12 protein-coding genes are annotated in these 18,079 nt (G+C 64.8%); 6 read left to right on the forward strand and 6 right to left on the reverse strand.

Annotated elements, in window-relative coordinates; genetic code table 11:
• Positions 1 to 1,042 (forward strand): YncE family protein (locus QZ281_RS03105; protein WP_292224607.1); only part of this gene is annotated, 1,042 nt, incomplete at its 5' end.
• Positions 1,043 to 1,084: 42 nt separating this feature from the next.
• On the opposite strand, the gene QZ281_RS03110 is transcribed toward QZ281_RS03105, so the two are convergent.
• Together QZ281_RS03110 and QZ281_RS03115 are read right to left on the reverse strand one after the other, a co-directional pair.
• The gene (locus tag QZ281_RS03110; RefSeq protein WP_292224610.1) at positions 1,085 to 1,855 is read right to left on the reverse strand and encodes an ABC transporter ATP-binding protein; all 771 of its coding nucleotides are present in this window, start codon (positions 1,853 to 1,855) and stop codon (positions 1,085 to 1,087) included.
• On the reverse strand, positions 1,852 to 2,919 hold the full coding sequence (locus tag QZ281_RS03115) for an iron ABC transporter permease (RefSeq protein ID WP_292224614.1): 1,068 nt from the start codon (positions 2,917 to 2,919) through the stop codon (positions 1,852 to 1,854). Before QZ281_RS03115 ends, QZ281_RS03110 begins: the two co-directional genes overlap by 4 nt.
• A 79-nt stretch (positions 2,920 to 2,998) precedes the next feature.
• Here QZ281_RS03115 and QZ281_RS03120 point away from each other — a divergent pair, with 79 nt between their 5' ends.
• Positions 2,999 to 3,742: an alpha/beta hydrolase-fold protein gene (locus QZ281_RS03120; protein ID WP_292224616.1), complete on the forward strand. Its 744-nt coding sequence runs from the start codon at positions 2,999 to 3,001 to the stop codon at positions 3,740 to 3,742.
• On the opposite strand, the gene QZ281_RS03125 is transcribed toward QZ281_RS03120, so the two are convergent.
• Both QZ281_RS03125 and QZ281_RS03130 read right to left on the reverse strand, forming a co-directional pair.
• Positions 3,739 to 5,106: a sigma-54 dependent transcriptional regulator gene (locus QZ281_RS03125; protein WP_292224617.1), complete on the reverse strand. Its 1,368-nt coding sequence runs from the start codon at positions 5,104 to 5,106 to the stop codon at positions 3,739 to 3,741. The two genes, QZ281_RS03120 and QZ281_RS03125, sit on opposite strands and share 4 nt — an antisense overlap.
• On the reverse strand, positions 5,103 to 6,929 hold the full coding sequence (locus tag QZ281_RS03130) for an ATP-binding protein (protein ID WP_292224620.1): 1,827 nt from the start codon (positions 6,927 to 6,929) through the stop codon (positions 5,103 to 5,105). Before QZ281_RS03130 ends, QZ281_RS03125 begins: the two co-directional genes overlap by 4 nt.
• 244 nt (positions 6,930 to 7,173) lie before the next feature.
• Between QZ281_RS03130 and QZ281_RS03135 the strand changes: the two genes are divergently transcribed.
• The 4 genes from QZ281_RS03135 (at position 7,174) to QZ281_RS03150 (ending at position 14,876) form a co-directional block, all read left to right on the forward strand.
• Positions 7,174 to 8,475, forward strand: a complete 1,302-nt coding sequence (locus tag QZ281_RS03135; protein ID WP_292224623.1) for an MFS transporter — start codon at positions 7,174 to 7,176, stop codon at positions 8,473 to 8,475.
• A gap of 153 nt (positions 8,476 to 8,628) precedes the next feature.
• Complete coding sequence (locus QZ281_RS03140) at positions 8,629 to 11,106, forward strand: TonB-dependent receptor (protein ID WP_292224625.1); 2,478 nt, start codon at positions 8,629 to 8,631, stop codon at positions 11,104 to 11,106.
• A gap of 60 nt (positions 11,107 to 11,166) precedes the next feature.
• On the forward strand, positions 11,167 to 13,350 hold the full coding sequence (locus QZ281_RS03145; RefSeq protein ID WP_292224626.1) for an acylase: 2,184 nt from the start codon (positions 11,167 to 11,169) through the stop codon (positions 13,348 to 13,350).
• Positions 13,347 to 14,876, forward strand: a complete 1,530-nt coding sequence (locus QZ281_RS03150; protein ID WP_292224627.1) for a CRTAC1 family protein — start codon at positions 13,347 to 13,349, stop codon at positions 14,874 to 14,876. Before QZ281_RS03145 ends, QZ281_RS03150 begins: the two co-directional genes overlap by 4 nt.
• 78 nt (positions 14,877 to 14,954) lie before the next feature.
• Here the strand turns inward: QZ281_RS03150 and QZ281_RS03155 are convergent, their stop codons facing one another.
• Both QZ281_RS03155 and QZ281_RS03160 read right to left on the reverse strand, forming a co-directional pair.
• On the reverse strand, positions 14,955 to 17,429 hold the full coding sequence (locus QZ281_RS03155) for a zinc-dependent metalloprotease (protein WP_292224628.1): 2,475 nt from the start codon (positions 17,427 to 17,429) through the stop codon (positions 14,955 to 14,957).
• Positions 17,430 to 17,454: 25 nt separating this feature from the next.
• A partial coding sequence (locus QZ281_RS03160; RefSeq protein ID WP_292224630.1) for a gamma-glutamyltransferase occupies positions 17,455 to 18,079 on the reverse strand: 625 nt, incomplete at its 5' end.

The following is an 18,079-nucleotide window of genomic DNA, read 5'->3' on the forward strand; positions in this document are numbered from 1 at the left end:
CGCCTACACCGTCCAAGGCGCGCCTGCCGCTGCTGCGACCTCGGCGCCGACCATTGATCGCTCGGTCAAGGTTGCGCCGGGCGGTGTCTATGAAATCGTCTTCAACCCTGCGGACAAGACGGTGCTGGTCGCCGCTGTCGGCCCGCGTGGCGAGAACCGCGCCGCCATCGCACGTCTGGACGCCACGACCCTGGCGCCCGGCGCATCCATCGATGTTTCGTCTGACGCCCTGTACGGCCTGGGCTTCAACAGCCGCACCCAGACCCTGTACGGCACCGCGACCCGCACCGGCACGGTCGCCGCCATCGACGTGCGCACCAACCGCGTGATCGCCACGATCAAGGACGGCGACGACGACTCCGCCCACGTGCGCGAGGCCATCGTCGATGAGGTGAACAACAAGGTCTATGTCACCATCGTCGGCGGCGACGCAGGCGACGCCAGCCGTCCGAACCAGGTCTGGGTCATCGACGGCGCGACCAACAAGCTGGAGCGCAAGCTGGACGTCACCGTCGGCAGCCTGACCGGCGCGGCGATCGATAACACCCACAACCGTCTCTATGTCGTTGGCATGGGCTCGAACACGGTCGGCGTCGTCGATCTGGCGACCGGTGCGACCACCGCCACCTATCCGACCGGCAGCGACCGCGCGACCAACGTCGCCGTGGACGAGGCGGGCAGCCGCCTGTTCATCGCCCGCCAGGGCAGCGGTGACCTGACTGTTCTGAACGCCAACACAGGCGAAATCATCCGCAAGGTGCCGACGGGCGAGGGCGCGCTCAGCGTCGCCTATAACCCCGCCAACGGTCAGATCTACGTCTCCAACCGTCAGGCAGGAACGGTCACGGTCGTGAGCGGGGCGGACTATTCGGTGCTGGCCAATCTGGCGACCGGCACCTTCCCCCAGACCATCGTCATCGATCGCGCCACCAATGCTGTCTATGTGACGAACAAGGCGCGCGGCCTGCCGCGTGATGCGCCTGCGGGCACCCCCGTGCCGGTCGATCCGAACGGCGACACCGTGACGATCATCCGTCCGTAAGATGGGTTCAGGAGGCCGGGGAAACCCGGCCTCTTTTGCGTTTCAGATGACCGCGTCGACCATGACCTGAATCAGGCCGCGCCCGCAGTTCTCGACCCGGGCCTGAACCTGCCAGACATCGGCCAGAACCTCGGGCGTGATCGCCTGCTGGGGCGCCCCCTCGATCTTCACCGCCCCATCGGACAGGACGACGATATGGTCTGACGCGCGGGCGGCGGATTGCAGATCGTGCAGCACCATGATCACCACGGCGTCGTTCTCACGCGCATAGGTCCGCGCCAGGGTCAGCACATCCAGTTGGTGACGCAGATCCAGCGCGCTGGTCGGTTCATCCAGCAACAGCACCTTGGGACGCCGCACCATGGCCTGCGCCAGGCCCGCGATCTGGCGCTGACCACCTGACAGGCGGTCCAGTCGCCGCGACGCCAGTTCCGCCGCGCCGACCTTCACCAAGGCCTGCATGGCCAGTTCAGTCGAATGGTCGTGCGATCCGGCGACGGGTGACGCCTCCAGCGCCGCGATCACCGTCTCCAGCACCGTCAGGGCGACATCCTGCGGCAGGGTCTGGGGCATGTAGGCGACGTGGCGCGCACGCTCGCTGATCGACATGGCGGCAAGGTTCAGGTCGCTCAGACGCACATCGCCCTTGGCGGGCGTCAGGCCTGCGATGGCGCGCAGCAGGGTGCTCTTGCCTGCACCATTCGGCCCGACCAGCGATACGACCTGTCCAGCAGGGATGGGCGCCAGCGACAGGCCGTCGATGACCGTGCGGTCGCGATAGCCGACCGTCAGATTCTGGACCGAAAGGCTCATCCTTTGGCTCCATTGCGGAAGATCAGCAGCAGGAAGACCGGCACGCCGATCACCGCCGTCACGATCCCGACCGGCAGCAGGGCGCCGGGAACCAGCGTCTTGGACGCCGCCGACGCCAGCGACATCAGCAGGGCGCCGCTCAGGATGCTGGCGGGCAGGAAGACGCGGTGATCTTCACCGACCAACAGGCGGGCGATGTGGGGGGCGACCAGTCCGACAAAGCCGACGACGCCGACGAAGGCCACCGCCGTCGCGGACAGCAGGCTGACCCGCAGCAGCGACAGGAACCGCAGCCGCCCGACATTTACGCCAAAGCTCATGGCCCGATCTTCACCCAGACGCAGCGCGGTCAACGCCCGCGCCGCCAGTACTGAAAACGGCGTCGTCAGCACGATCACCACCGCCATGAAGGCCACGGACCGCCAGGTGGAGCGCGACAGCGACCCCATGGTCCAGAACACCAGCTGCTGCAGCGCCTCCTGCGACGAGACGTATTGAACCAGAGCCGTCAGGGCATTGAAGGCGAAGACCAGGGCGATGCCGAACAGGACAATGCTCTGCACCCCACCGCGCTGCGCCTTGGCCAGGGCCTGAAGCGCCAGCACCGATCCGAAGGCGAAGACGAAGGCGTTGATCGTCGTCAGGGTGTCGTTGGATACGAACGGCAGACCCAGCCCCAGGACGATGGACAGGGAGGCGCCAAACGCCGCCGCAGCCGAGACGCCCAGCGTGAAGGGACTGGCCAGCGGGTTGTTCAGCACCGTCTGCATTTCCGCCCCCGCCAAGGCCAGTGCGGCGCCGACCATGATGGCCATCAGGGCGTAGGGCAGGCGAATCTGCCAGATGATCGCGGTCTCGGACGGCGACAGCACCGAGGGCCGCACCAGCCCTTCAAGAATGCGCCACGGCGACATGGACGACGGCCCGACCATCACGTCCAGCGACAGCGCGGCGACGCAGCCGACCGCCAGCGCGACGAGCACCAGACGGCGTTTGGCCTGTAATCGGCCATGATGGGCGACGGCTTCGGCGGGCGTGGTCAGATGAGCGGTGATGGGGGTCAATCGACTGCGACGCCGTCCTGCACGAGATTAATAGTGCGTCGCATTACAACACTGGTTCGGTCTGGGCTAGAACGACCTCATGACACATGCCGCCAATCGCGACTGGACGCCCCATCAACCCGCCCGCCAGCAGGCGCGGGACATCGTGGCGGCCGATGGGCGTCGTTATCGGATCGTCGTCTCGACACCTGAGGCGCCTGCGCCCGTGGAAGGCTATCCGTCGATTCTGGTTTTGGACGGGGTGCAGCATTTTGCGGCCATGAGCGATGGCGCGTCGTCCCTTAGCCGTCGTCCCCAGAAGACTGGTGTTGAGCGGATGGTCGTGATCGGCGTCTTTCACGGCGACGGGCAGGGGCTGGATGCGGACGCCCGGTCGCGAGACTACACCTCGGTCGCGCCGCCTTCTGGCGAACTGGTCGGCAAGCCGTTCGGCGGTGCGGATGCGTTTCGACGCACTCTGAGCGACGAGGTTCTGCCGCTGGTCGGCGACTATGTGCCGCTTGATCCGACCCGCCGCACCCTGTTCGGCCATTCGCTGGGCGGTTTGTTCGTGTTGGAGGCGTTGGCGCAGCAGCCTGATCAGTTCAACCGTTGGATCAGCATCAGTCCGTCCCTGTGGTGGCGTGATGATCTGCGTCTGGAGGGGGGCGACGCCCTGCTGCTGGGCATAGGCGAACGTGAGCTGCGCCGCGATATGGTCGGCAGGACGAAAGCCTTTGCTGAGGCCTCATCCGCCCGATTGCTGATCGCCCCCAATGCCGATCACGGCTCGGCGCCTCTGGCCCTGCTGCCGGATGCGCTCAGACACGCGACGGGGCGTTAAACGCCTTTGGCCGGGCGGCGATAGTCGTTCGGGTCGATGTCGTGGCGTTTCAGCTTGTCGTACAGCGTCTTGCGCGCCACCCCCAGCAGGGTCATGGCCTCGGTCATATTGCCCAGCGTCGATTGCAGCGCCTCGCGGATCACCATGGCCTCGAAGGCGTCGACCCGCTCTATCAGCGGTGCTTGCGGCAGGGCTGTGCGCGCGCCGCCCGCTGAAGGCAGGTCCAGCACGGCGCTGACAGCGAAGTTTCTAAGTTCGCGCACATTACCCGGCCAGTCGTGTTCGACCAGCCGCCGCCGCACGCTGTCGGACATGGCGTAATCCTTGACCCCGATCCGCTTGGCCGCCTGTTCCGCGAAATAGGCGAACAGGGGCAGGACGTCTGATCGCCGCTCCCGCAGCGCAGGCACGCGCAGACGCACCACGTCCAGACGATAGAACAGATCCTCGCGGAAACTGCCTTCCTTGACCGCCTCATGCAGATCGCGCTTGGCCGCCGCGACGACGCGCAGGTCGACCGGACGTGGTTCGCCCCCGCCTAGGGAGGTGACCTCGCGCTCCTCCAGCACCCGCAGCAGTTTGACCTGCAGATTGGGGCTCATGCTGTCGACCTCGTCCAGGAACAGCGTGCCCTTGTCCGAGGCTTCGATGCGCCCCGTGTGTTGGGGCTGGCGATAGCCGGATCGGTCTGGCGCATGGCCGAACAGTTCGGCCTCTGCAAAGGCGTCCGGCACCGCGCCGCAGTTGACCGCCACGAAGGGCCGTCCGCGCCGCCTTCCCAGCCGGTGCAGCAGCAGGGCGACCAGTTCCTTGCCGGTGCCCGTCTCACCTTCGATCAGCACGTCCAGATCGGCCTTGGCGACGTGAGAGATGGTTTCGCGAAGCCGCACCATGACGGGGCTGTCGCCGATCAGGGGGCTGTCAGTATTGATCAGGGTGGCGGTCGCCGCCCGCAGTGCGCGGTTCTCCATGACGCTGCGCCGCGTCTCCAGCGCCTGTCCGACGGCGCCGACCAGCCGTTCCAGCGGGAAAGGCTTGGTCAGGAAGTCGAAGGCGCCGTCCTGCAACGCCTGCACCGCCATCGGGATATCGGCATGGCCGCTGATCAGGATAACCGGGATTTCAGGGTCGATGGCGCGGATGCGGGCGAACAGCTCAAGCCCGTCCATGCCCTCCATGCGGATGTCGGACACCACCACGCCGGGGAAGTCGGGTGTCAAAGTCGCCAATCCACGTTCCGCATCAGGGCAGGGCAGGACGGCAAGGTCCGCCAGCTCCAGCGCCTCGGTGATGGCGCGCCGCAGTTCGGCGTCATCCTCGACAAACAGGACGGGCGCGGCAGGCGGGGGCAGGGTGTCGGTCATGCGCGTCTCAGGGTGATGCAGAAGGCGGCGCCGCCCAGCCGCGAGGGGGCGATGTTCAGGGCGCCGCCGAACTCACGCGCAATATCGCGCGCGATGCCGAGGCCCAGCCCCAACCCCTCAGGCTTGGTCGTGACGAAGGGGGTGAAGAGGGTTCGGGCGGTATCGGGCGGCAGGCCCGGTCCATTGTCATGGACAGTGACGTAGACGCGATCTGGCGCTTCGGCGGCGACATCAATGGCGATCCGGGCGCTCGGTGTGTCGGTCAGTGCGTCGCGGGCGTTCTGGATTAGATTGATCAAGATCTGCTCCAGCCGGATGCGGTCGGCGGTGACCTGAACATCCTCGGCCAGACCCGCCCATTCCAGCGTCACGCCATTGGCCCGCAGACTGTCGGCGATCAGCAGCAGGGCGCCGTCTACCGCCTCGGTCAGGCTGACGGCCTGGATGGCGGGGGTGCCTCGCCGGGCGAACCGGCGCAGTTCGGTGGTGATCTTGCCCACCCGGTCCACCAGTTCGACGATGCTGGTCAGATTGCTCTTGGCCCGGTCCACCTCCTTGCGGTCGATGAATCGGCCGGTGTTTTCGGCAAAGGCGCGGATGGCGGCGATGGGCTGGTTGATCTCATGCGCGACGCCGGTGGTGACCTGGCCGATGGTGCTGAGCCGGTTGGCCTGGGCCAGTTCCTCACGCGCCGCACGCCAGCGGCTGTCGGCGGCCATCCGGCGTTGGGATTCCGACTTCAGCTTTTCATTGGCCTGACGCAGTTCGGCGGTGCGGGCCGACACCTCGTCTTCCAGCATCTGCTGCATGTCGGACTGGGCCAGCCTGCGCATGTGGATGCGCCAGAAGACGGCGAAGGCCAGCGCGCCTGCGCCGATCAGGCTGAACAACGTCAGCCGCGCGTTGCTGGCCGCGCGGGTCAGGGCGGGCTCCAGCGGTTCGAAATGCACCAGACGCGCGCCATGTAGCGCGGCAGGGGTTTCAGCAATCCGATAGGGGCCGTCGTGGTCGGGCAGGGTCAGATAGCCCTCTGCGTTCGGATGCAGGTCCACCTGATCCAGCGACAGGCTGCCGAACTGCATGGTGCGGTGGATTTCGGCCTGTTCGGCGGGCGTTGTCGGTCGGGTCGCGCGAAACCGCCACGGATCATGGCCGGTAATGATGACGACGCCGTGGGATTCGACGATGGCGGTGCGGCCGCTCTCTCTGGCCCACAGAGATTCAAGCTTGGCGAAGTCGATCTTGACCACGATGACGCCCAGCGCCCGGCCGTCCTCGTCAATGCGTCGGGCGATGAACAGGCCGGGGCGTCCGGTCACGGCGCCGACCGCGAACAGCTCAGCCTCGCCATGCGCCATCGCGCCCTGGATATAGGGGCGGAAACTGAAGTTCTCGCCGACGAAGCTGCCTGGTTCGTTCCAGTTGCTGGCCGCCAGGGTGTCTCCGTGGCTGTTGGTCACATAGATGGCGGCGGCGTCCGTGCGCTGGGCCAGAAGCTCCAGCTTGGTGTTCAGGCTCTGGACGGCCCCCGGCGATCCTTTGGACAGGGCGGCGTGAACATCGGGGTACTCGCTGAGCACCAGCGGCAGCAGCCGGAACTTCTGCAGTTCGCTGGCCAGCATCTGGGCGTGTTTTTCTGCCTGATCACGTGCGGCGGCGTCCGTCTGCTGCTGCGCCGCTGTGTGAACCCATTGCGCAGACATCCAGATCGCCAGAGCCGCCGCCGCCGCGAGTCCAAGGGCGGTCAGCGTCAGCAGACGATAACGAGCGGCCAGGGCGCGCTGCAGAATGTGTATGGGAATACGCACAGTGTGCGAGAGCATATGCGTGTCGTTCCACACAGTCTATGACCGGAATGTGGCGAGTTTTCTTACGAAAAACGTCAATTTAACAATGATATAGCATCCAAAATCAGCGGCGTGCTGAGTTTTGTTTCGAGGCGTAGCGGTTTCCGCGCACAGTGATGGTCGATCAGCGGCCTGAGAACGCCGCGCCATCAGCAAAGGCGTCGAAGCTTCGCATGACCATTGTTCCTCAGTCCGCCATCATCAAGACCGGATCGCCAGAATGAGCGGCGCGTCCTCGATTATCGCCATGACCCCGGCGCGGCGCCTGCGCAACATCGTCGGCGGTTCGGCGGGCAATCTGGTCGAATGGTTCGACTGGTACGCCTATGCGGCCTTCGCACTCTATTTCGCGCCGATCTTCTTCCCGAGTGAAGATCCGACGGCCCAGTTGCTGAGTGCGGCAGGTGTCTTCGCCGTGGGCTTCCTGATGCGTCCTGTGGGGGCGTGGATCATGGGGGTCTATGCCGACCGCAAGGGACGCAAGGCGGGCCTGACCCTGTCGGTCAGCCTGATGTGCGCCGGTTCTCTGATCATCGGCTGCACGCCGGGGTATGCCGATATCGGTCTCGCCGCGCCTGCGCTGCTGCTGTTTGCACGCCTGCTTCAGGGCATCAGCGTCGGCGGCGAATATGGGTCGTCAGCCACCTATCTGTCGGAGATGGCTACGGCCAAGAACCGCGGTTTCTGGTCCAGCTTCCAGTATGTGACCCTGATCTCTGGTCAGTTGCTGGCCCTGATCCTGCTGATCGTCCTGCAGCAGACGATGGACAAGAACGCCCTGGCCAGCTGGGGTTGGCGCATACCCTTCTTTGTCGGGGCCGCATTGGCCGTGGTGGTCTTCTGGCTGCGCCGCCGTCTGGATGAAACCAACGCCTTCGAGGCCGAGGACACCCAGGCCGCGCCGCGCTCCAGCGCCACCCTGTTGATCCGCAAGCATCCGAAAGAAGCGTTGCTGGTGTTCGGCCTGACTGCCGGCGGAACCTTGGCGTTTTATACCTACACAACCTACCTGCAGAAATTCCTAGTCAATACATCGGGATTTACGAAGGAGTCCGCCACCCAGATCAGCGCGGCGGCCCTGTTCATCTTCATGCTGCTGCAGCCTGCCGTGGGGGCCTTGTCGGACAAGATCGGGCGGCGGCCGGTGATGATCGCCTTCGGTGTGACGGGCCTGTTGTTCACCGTGCCGATCATGTCGGCGTTGGCGGTGGTCGATAATGGCTGGGCCGCATTCGGCCTTGCATTGGCGGCCTTGGTGATCGTGTCCGGCTATACCGCCATCAATGCTGTGGTGAAGGCAGAACTGTTCCCGGCGCACATCCGCGCCCTGGGCGTCGCCCTGCCTTACGCCCTGGCCAACGCCATCTTCGGGGGCACCGCCGAGTACGCAGCCCTGTGGTTCAAGTCGATCGGCAACGAAAGTATTTATTTCTGGTACGTCACAGGAATGATCGGTCTTTCGTTGATCATCTTTGTTTTCATGCGAGACACCAAGCATAACAGCAAGATTACGCATGAGTAGAAATTCTATAGGCGCTTATAGTTATATCTGAGTTGCAAGTTTCGTCTTGAGTGTGGATTTGACGCTCCCGCCAATCAGTATTTGGCCTGAGCATTCCTGGGGGAAAGAACTATGTCGAGTCGGTGCAGTAACGCGTATCTGAAGTTGTTTGCATTGGGGTCGGTCAGCAGCCTGACCCTGATGGCAGGCGCCGCCATGGCGCAGGACCAGTCGGCTGCGGAAGTGGGCGATGTGGTCGTCACCGGCATCCGGGGCGGCGCGCCGCGCACCGCGATTGAAAGCCCGACCCCCATCGACGTGTTCAACGCCGAACAACTGAGCCAGGGCGCCCAGACCGGCGTGTTCGAGTCGATCCGTTATCTGGTGCCGTCGTTCAACCTGCCGACACGGGCAGGGGGCGGCAGCGCCACCGTCATCGCCACCGGATCGCTGCGTGGCCTGAACCCGGACCAGACGCTGGTTCTGGTCAACGGCAAGCGCCGTCACCGCACCGCCCTGATCAACTCCGTCTCGACCCTGTACAATGGTTCGGTCGGCGTCGACCTGAACATGCTGCCGTCGTCGGCCATTTCGCGCGTCGAGGTTCTGCGTGACGGCGCCGCCGCCCAGTATGGTTCGGACGCTGTCGCCGGCGTCATCAACGTCATTCTGAACAAGAGCGCCGAGGGCGGCCAGATTTCGGTCAGCCACGGCCAGAACTTCGACCGCCAGGACGGCAAGTTCGTCAACGTCGACGCCGACTTCGGCTTCGCCCTGGGCGAGAACGGCTTCGCCAACCTGTCCTACAGCTATATGGACCGCGGCGCCTCCAACCGTGCGGTGCCGATTGCGGATACGGTTCGCCTGTACCCGCTGGTTAATGGCCAGCCTGACCCGCGTGAGAAGACCATCGATCGTCTGGTCACCACCAACTACGGCCAGATGCCGCAGGAATCGAACGTCTTCGGTCTGAACGCCGAATACCGCCTGAATCCGGACGTCGAGCTCTATACCTTCGGCACCTATGGCAAGCGGGTGTCGGACCTGAACTGGACCTTCCGCCCGGCGACGGATGTTCTGGCCCTGCCGGAAATCGCGCCCGACGGCTTCCGCGCCCAGACGGTCATCAAGGACGAGGACTATGAACTGGTCGGCGGCGCGCGCGGCACGCTGCGCGGCTGGAACTGGGATCTGTCCACCAGCTACGGCACGAACATCTCCGACTGGGAGAACAACAGCTTCAACGCCAGCCTTGGTCCGAGCAGCCCGCGACACTTCTACATCGGCCAGCTTCGCTCGTCGGAATGGGTCAACGCCCTGGACGTGACGCGCGGCTTCGAACTGGACAATGCAGGCGACCTGCAGGTTTCGTTCGGCCTTCAGCACCGCCGGGAAAACTATCAGATCAAGCAAGGCGACCAAGCCAGCTGGATCCAGGGAACCTATGTGCGCCCGGTCGGCCAGCCCGGTGCGGGTCAGATTCTGGCTCCCGGCAGTCAGTCCACGCCTGGCTTCCGTCCTGAGGACGAGGCCGACGTCAGCCGCAACAACTACAGCGTCTATGGCGAACTGGGCTGGAACCCGAATGAGCGGCTCTATCTGGGCGCCGCCGTGCGGTACGAGAACTTCGACGACTCCGCTGGCGACACCACCATCTACAAGCTGAGCGGCCGTTACGAGTTCAACGATTGGTTCGCGGTTCGCGCCTCGTACAATACGGGCTTCCGCGCTCCGAGCCTGGCGCAGCAGGCCTATTCTGCGACGACCAGCCAACTGCGTGACGTGGTCGGCAACGGCATTCTGGTTCCCCTGCTGCTGAAGAACCTGCAGGTCAACTCGTCTGAGGCCATCGCACTGGGCGCCAAGCCGCTGACACCGGAACTGTCGAAGAACCTCAGCGCGGGCTTCACCCTGACGCCGTGGCGCAACTTCGCCCTGACGCTGGACGCCTATCAGATCGACGTCGATGACCGGATCGCGGTGACCTCGACCTTCTCGCCGCTGGACACGCGTCTGTCGGCGGACGGCAAGACCACCATCGGCAAGCAGATCCAGAACATCCTGGTCGCCAATGGCCTGTCGCCGGAAATCAGCGGTCAATACTACACCAACGCCATCGACACCCGTACGCGCGGCGTTGATCTGGTCGTGACCTACAAGCTGCCGACCGAGCGTTATGGCCTGTTCGATTTCAGCCTGGGCTATAACCACAACAAGACCGAGATCACCGGCATTGTCGCCAACCCGCCTCAACTGGCGGCCCTGGGCAATATCGAACTGTTCGACCGCAGCAAGCGTGCGGCCCTGACGGAATCCCTGCCCAAGTCCAAGGTCTCGGTGAACACCAACTGGGCGCTGGGTCGCGTCAGCGCCAACCTGCGGGCCACGCGCTTTGACAGCTTCGTCACGCGCAACGCCACCAACCCGGCCCAGGACCGCAACATCGACGCGGAGTGGATCGTGGATGCGCAGGTCAACTATGATCTGAACGAGCAGGTGCGGTTGAGCACCGGGGTGAACAACCTGTTCAACAAATACCCGACCCAGGTGGATGCGCCGTCCGCGGCGCTGGGCACCAACCAGTACAGCGGCCTTGCGCCGTTCGGCTTCACCGGCGGATCATGGTTTGTCCGCGTCGCCTACAAGTGGTGATGAATGGGGGCGCGGCCGTTCGGCTGCGCCCCTCTTCTTAGTGTTCGGGGAGAGTAGAATATGATGATCATTCGTCGCACCTTCATGGGGTTGGCCGCCGCTGCCCTGGTCAGCGTGGCCTCAGGCCCGGTGCTGGCCCAGACCGGCGCCCGCACGACTGGCGCGGTCGTCACACCCGCCGTCGCGGCCTACAAGCCGACCACCAATGAGATTCTCTGGGACACCTACGGCGTCCCGCACATCTACGGCACCGACCGGAACGCGGTCTTCTACGGCTACGGCTTCGCTCAGGCTCAGAGCCACGCCAGCGCGATCATCCGCCTGTATGGCGAAGCGCGTGGCAAGGGTTCGGAATACTGGGGCTCAGAGTACGAAGAAACCTCGGTCTGGCTGCTGACCAACAGCGTCCCGGCCCGCGCCAGGACCTGGTACGATCAGCAGACGCCTGCCTTCCGCGCCAACCTCGACGCCTTCGCCGCCGGCATCAACGCCTATGCGACGGCGCATCCCGAAGCCATCGCCGAGGATGTGCGACAGGTCCTGCCGGTCACCGGCGTCGATGTGGTGGCCCATGCCCATCGCCTGATGAACTTTGTCTATGTCGCCTCGCCCGGTAAGACGCTGGGGGAGGGTGATCCGCCTGATCTGTCGGAGCAGGGATCAAACTCCTGGGCCGTCGCGCCCAAGAAGACCGCCGATGGCCACGCCCTGCTGTTGCAGAACCCGCACCTGCCGTGGGCGACGGACTATTTCATCTATTACGAAGCCCATCTGACTGGCCCGGATTTTGAAATCTACGGCGCCACCCAGATCGGCCTGCCCATCGTGCACTTCGCCTTCAATCAGCAGATGGGCATCACCAATACCGTCAACGGCATGGTGGGGGCGACCAACTACAAGCTGACGCTGCAGGACGGCGGCTATCTGTATGATGGTCAGGTCCGCCAGTTCCAGACCCGCCGCACCAGCTATCGCGTGCGCCAAGCGGATGGATCGGAGCTTGAGAAGCCGCTGGTGATCCGCTCCAGCATTCACGGTCCGGTGTTTGATCGTGCAGACGGCACAGCGGTCGCCGTGCGTGTCGCGGGCCTGGATCGTCCGTACATGCTCCAGCAGTATTTCGACATGGTCACGGCCAAGGATTTTGGCGCCTATGAGACGGCGCTGAAGCGTCTGCAGGTGCCGACGTTCAACATCGTCTATGCCGACCGTGACGGCCATATCGACTACACCTTCAACGGCATCGCGCCGAAGCGCAGTGAAGGCGATATCAACTTCTGGTCCGGCCTCGTCCCGGGCGACAGCTCGCGTTACGTCTGGACCGAGACGCACCCGCTGGAAGACCTGCCGCGCGTCACCGATCCTGTCGGCGGCTTCGTCCAGAACGCCAATGATCCGCCCTGGGTCGCCAGTTGGCCAGTGACGATCAAGCCGGAAGACTATCCGTCCTATCTGGCCCCGCGCACGCCTGAATCCCTGCGCGCCCAATATGCCGTGACCGCCATCGCCGAGAACAACGGCATCACAATGGACCGGTTCAAGGAACTGAAGCTGGGGCAGGATGCGGTCATGGCTGACCGGGTTCTGACGGATCTGGTGCCTGCGGCTCTGGCCGATCCTGACCCAGAGGTTCAGGCGGCGGGTCGTCTGCTGGCCAACTGGAACCGCACTTTCGACGCCGACAACCGTGCGGGCCTGCTGTTCGAGGAATGGGCGCGCCTGTTCGCCGGGCCGACCTTCGCGGGTCAGGGCGGGTTCGCCGTGCCGTGGTCGGAACAGCGTCCGATCAGTACGCCGTATGGTGTTCGCGACACTGCCGCAGCGATCGAGCAGTTGAAGCGCGCCATCGCCACGACGAAACAGAAATATGGCGCCATCGACCGTCGCTACGGCGATGTGTCCCGCTTCATTCTGGATGGTGTTGATGTTCCGGGCAGCGGCGGCTTCGGCAATCTGGGCGCCTTCCGCGTCATGACCTGGTCTGACCTGAACGCTCAGGGTGTCCGCACCCCGAACCATGGCGAGACCTGGGTGGCGATGATCGAGTTCTCGACCCCGGTGAAGGCCTATGGCCTGATGAGCTACGGCAACGCACGCCAGCCCGGCACGACCCACCACAGCGACCAGCTTCAGGCCCTGTCGGACCGCCAGTTCCGCGAACTGTGGCTGCGCCGTGAACAGGTCGAGGCCCATGTCGAGCAGCGCGCGCCGTTCACACCCACCCGTGCAGGAAGCCGTCGATGAGCAATGATCGCAAACGCAACTGGCGTCTGTATGGCGCCACGCTGTTGACGCCGATGGTGCTGGCGGCGACCGGGGTTCAGGCTCAGGAGCCCGCCTTCACCTCGATCCAGCCGGAAACCTTCGGCGTCGTTGGCTCGCTGTCGACCGCCTGGGCGGATTTCGACAACAGCGGCAGTCTGGGCTTCGCTGTCTCGCTGAAAAGCGGCGAGGTTCGCCTGTATCGCAATGACAACGGCGTCTTCACAAACATCGGCGCGGAGGTCGGCCTGCCTCAAGCAGGCAGTGATGAAATCCGGGGCCTCAGCTGGGGCGACTACAACGGCGACGGCTTTGTCGATCTGCTGGGCGGGTCCAACGTCGTGCCGGTCGTTCCGGGCCAGAACCGCTCCTATGTCTGGAAGAACGAGGGCGGCAAGACGTTCGTCGAGGTCGCGGCCCAGATCGGCCTGACCATTCCCGAGCGCGTCAGCCGCCAGGCCAACTGGATCGACTTCGACAACGACGGCAAGCTGGACCTGTATGCGTCCAATCGTTCAGGCCCGAACCAGCTTTACCGCAATGAGGGCGGTCAGTTCGTCAAGGTCGGCGGTGAGGGTGGGGTGAACGACCTGCGCCCGACCGTCGGAAGCTGCTGGTTCGACTATAACCGCGACGGGCGTCTGGACCTGTTCCTGGCTAATCAGTCGGGCGCGACTGACGCCCTGTGGCGTAATGATGGAAACGGCGTCTTTGTCGATGTCGCGCCCGCTCTGGGACTGGATGCGCCCGGACGGGATCGCAGCGAGGGCGGCGTGGGCTGCGCCATCGGGGACTATAACAACGACGGGCTTTTTGACGTCTTTGTCGCAGTTTACGGCGCAAACCTGCTCTATCGCAACAACGGCGACGGCACCTTCACCGAGGTTGCGGCGCAGGCGGGTGTGAACAATGACGGACACGCCGTCGGTGCGGCCTGGGGCGACTATGACAACGACGGTTATCTCGACCTGTTCGTCGCGACCTATGAAGGCGAACCGGGTTCGCAGACGCCGCTGAACCTGCTGTATCACAACAATGGAGACGGCACGTTTACGCAGGTGCTGACCAAGGACAGCCTGCTGAACGCCGCTGACCACAGCGTCGAATGGATTGATTACAACGGCGACGGCGCGTTGGATCTGTCGGTGACGCGCGGTTATGGCCCGGTCGGCGGACATTTCCTGTTCCGCAATGACCTGCCCGCCGAAGCCCGCGCACGCAGCCTCAGCGTCACGGTTCTGGACGCTACGGGCCGCACCATCGTGCCCGGCGCCGAGGTCCGCCTGTACGATCATGCTGGGAAGATTGTCGCCTCGCGTCAGGTTCCGACCGGCGGAGGCTACAACGCCCAGAGCGCCATTCCCGTCCACTTTGGACTGAAGACGCTGGAGCCTGTGACGGTCGAAGTCACCTACATGAGCAATGACGGCCCCAAGGTGCAGCGCATCACCGGCGTTGATCCGCGCGACTATGCGGGCAAGAGCCTGCGGGTCACGCGCCAGAACTGATCGTTCGGTTCAGGTAAAAAGAAAGGCCCAGGCGTTCGCCTGGGCCTTTTTCGTTTCGGCATGGAGCCAGAGACGCGGCTAAAGCCACTCGCCTCCACCAATCGGCGCGCCGGGCGGCACGGGCTGAGCAGCGGGCAGGGTGTCGATCAAGGCCTTCAGTTGATCCGGTGAGCCGTTCAGGGGCTCTGACAGATAGGCGCACTGGGCGGTTTCCAGACGGTCGCCTCTGCAGCGTTTCAACTGATCGCTGAAACGGCGCGCGCTGTCGCGGACGGCGCCCTGAGCCGTGGATGACAGGTCCTTGCTCTGCATCAGGTTGGCCAGATAGGCGGCGTAGCGGGCGCGGGCCACGCGGCGCAGTTCGGCCTCACGCGGTGACAGCTGTGCGCCAGCGCCGACGGTGGCCGACACACGATCCAGCACCTCGGTCAGGCCCAGTTGGTTAGGATCGCGGCGTTGCTGCTCCACCAGGCGGTTCAGGCGTTCTGGGGCCAGCAGGGTTTCGAACACGACCTCGACGGCGGCGGCGGCGGCTGACGACGGGTCGAACACCGCATCCGTCTTGCCCTCGAACAGCTCGATCTGGGTTTGACGATCGCCAGTTCCCGATTGTGCCGAGGACAGCAGGTCAATCAGGTCATCGCGCAGATCAAGCGTCTGGGGCGATAGGGCGGTCATCAGGGCGTCCAGAGCCGCGCGTTGCTGGGCGGCAGGAGTCGCGTCGGCGCGCTCGCGCCCATCGCCATTGACTGAATAGCCATAGTCCACGCCGCCAATCTGACGCCCGACCGCCGTGGTCTGATAGCGGTGATACAGATAGATCGGCACGATGACGCGGCGCAGATCAGAGGTCGGCGCGCCTGCTGGCAGGTTGTTCAGGCCGAACCGGGCCAGGGCGATGCGGCGCACGGCCATGACATTGGCGAACTCGGCGACGGGGTCTTCACCATTGTCCCACATGGCGCTGTAGGGCTGCAGGCTGCCCAGCGGGCGGGTGTCGGTGTCGTTCAGGAAGCGGTAGCCCTTGGCCTGAGCCTGGGCTGCCAGAGCGGAGCGTCGGGCGTTGGCATCCTGGCCCGGCGCGTCGCCGTACAGCCAGTTGACCACATAGTCGTCCCAGGCCCCGACGCCGGTCGTATAGGCGCGGCTGAAGTCCAGCCGGTCACCGTCCGCAATGACCCAGGGCGCCGGATAGTCCATGACCGAGGCGCGACCTTCGAAACGCGAGGCGGCGAAGTTGTGCGCGATGCCAAGGGCGTGGCCGATTTCGTGGGCCGCCAACTGGCGCAGGCGGTGATAGGCGAGGCGGTCGGGGTCATCTTCTGCGCCCGTGCCGCTGCGGTCGGCGCCGACCAGCCCCTCAAAGATCATCTTGTCCTGACGGTCGCGCAGAGACCCCAGCTGGACCACGCCGCGTACGATCTCGCCAGTGCGCGGATCATTGACGCTGGTTCCCGTGGACCAGCCGCGCGTCTCGCGGTGAACCCAGGAGACGATGTTGTAGCGGGCATCCATCGGATGGACGCCCTCGGGCAGCAACTCGACCCGGAAGGCGTCGATGTAGCCCGCCTTGTCGAAGGCCTCAGTCCACCAGCCGCCGCCTTCGATCAAAGCCTGACGAATGGCGGGCGGCGCCGCACGATCGACATAGAAGATGATCGGCTTCTTGACCGTGGAGCGGGCAGCGGTTGGATCGGTCTTCTCCAGCCGGAAGCGGCGTGACAGGCGGCTGACCGCGGCCTGATCCAGATCAGCGGCGAAGTCGGTCACTATGACCTGCGCCGATGTGCCGGAGCGCGGGTCGTGCGGGACGGGCTGGAAGCCTTCGTCAGGCAGACGAATGAAGGAGTGGCGCACGGCCAGCGTCACCGACCGGGGGTCCGGCGTCACGCGGGTCAGATCCGCGCCGGGCTCATCGCTGGTGAAGGTCTGGACCGTCTCGAACTCGACATTGTCCGGGAAGACCAGGGTCTGGCCGACGTCGATGTAGCTGAGGGTTGGGGCCTGTTTGAAGCTGCCCAGACGCGCCCGCTTGAACCGGGCGACGGCGTTTACGGCATCGCGCTCAAGGAAGGACGACAGGTCCACCGATACCGCCCCATCGGCGCCGGTGTCTGTGATCTCGCCGGACCAGATGACGGAGGAGGCGAAGGAGGCTGTGACGGCGTTCACCTGATCGGCGTCAGCATCAACGGCGCGGTAGCGTGTGTTCTCGAACCGGGCGAAGACACGGCCGCCGATCTTCTGGAAGACGATGATCTGGGCCTGTCCCAGACCTGCGCGGTCCAGACCGACGCCGTCCATCCCAAGGCCGGCGGACAGGCCGGGCTGGTACAGATAGCGGCCCAGGGTTCCGTCAGCCTGTGGCGCGGGGAAGCGAACGGCCACCTTGGCCTTCTGCTGATCCAGACGGACCCCGAAGAGGCCGTCCTGCCATGACGATGATGCGACAGCGGGCGCAGCAGGTAGGGCGGCAGTCGCCGCCAGAACGGGCGTGGTTCCGGCGAAGGCTATGCAGCCTGCAACGCTCGCCATCAGCAGTTTGCGCATCATCGGCATGTCTCCCCCTTAGTCGAACCTAGCGGACGCCCAGCGCCAGCGCATCAGGACGGCGCGTGTCCACGGCGCCGAGGAAGCGATCACCCTCGATCATGATGGACTGGGTGCTGCCCATGGTCATGGACGGGCGCACCGTGTGTCCGCGTTCACGCAACAGGCGCTCGACGTCCGGCGAGAAGCCGCCTTCAAGCTCCAGCGGGCTATCGCCGCCGCCTTGGTTCAGGCGGGGACGCATCGCCGCCTCTGCGATGTTCAGGTTGTGGTCGATGACGTTGGAGATCAGTTGCACCATCGTGGCGATGATATAGCCGCCGCCCGGCGTGCCGGTGACCAGCCAGGGCTTGTCGTCCTTGAAAACGATCATCGGCGTGATGGTCGAGCCCAGACGCTTGCCCGGGGCGGGCGAGTTCGGCTCGTCGCGTGTGCCCCAGCTGAAGTTGTCCAGGTGGTTGTTCAGCAGGATGCCGGTGCCGACCGGCGCGACGTGCGCGCCGTAGGAGTTGGACAGGGTATAGGTGTTCGACACCGCGTTGCCGTGGGCGTCGGCGACCGAGAAGTGGGTCGTGTCACGGCTTTCGTACGGGTAGGGATTGCCCTCCGGGATGTCCTCGGCCTTCAGGCTGCGGTCCAGTGCGATCAGTTTG

This window comes from Brevundimonas sp. (assembly GCF_018608325.1).
GTDB lineage: Bacteria > Pseudomonadota > Alphaproteobacteria > Caulobacterales > Caulobacteraceae > Brevundimonas.

Coding starts and splice junctions, on each gene's coding strand:
- QZ281_RS03145 (WP_292224626.1), top strand. CDS start 11,167: ATGATGATCATTCGTCGCACCTTCATGGGGTTGGCCGCCGCTGCCCTG.
- QZ281_RS03120 (WP_292224616.1), top strand. CDS start 2,999: ATGACACATGCCGCCAATCGCGACTGGACGCCCCATCAACCCGCCCGC.
- QZ281_RS03135 (WP_292224623.1), top strand. CDS start 7,174: ATGAGCGGCGCGTCCTCGATTATCGCCATGACCCCGGCGCGGCGCCTG.
- QZ281_RS03110 (WP_292224610.1), bottom strand. CDS start 1,855: ATGAGCCTTTCGGTCCAGAATCTGACGGTCGGCTATCGCGACCGCACG.
- QZ281_RS03125 (WP_292224617.1), bottom strand. CDS start 5,106: ATGACCGACACCCTGCCCCCGCCTGCCGCGCCCGTCCTGTTTGTCGAG.
- QZ281_RS03155 (WP_292224628.1), bottom strand. CDS start 17,429: ATGATGCGCAAACTGCTGATGGCGAGCGTTGCAGGCTGCATAGCCTTC.
- QZ281_RS03150 (WP_292224627.1), top strand. CDS start 13,347: ATGAGCAATGATCGCAAACGCAACTGGCGTCTGTATGGCGCCACGCTG.
- QZ281_RS03130 (WP_292224620.1), bottom strand. CDS start 6,929: ATGCTCTCGCACACTGTGCGTATTCCCATACACATTCTGCAGCGCGCC.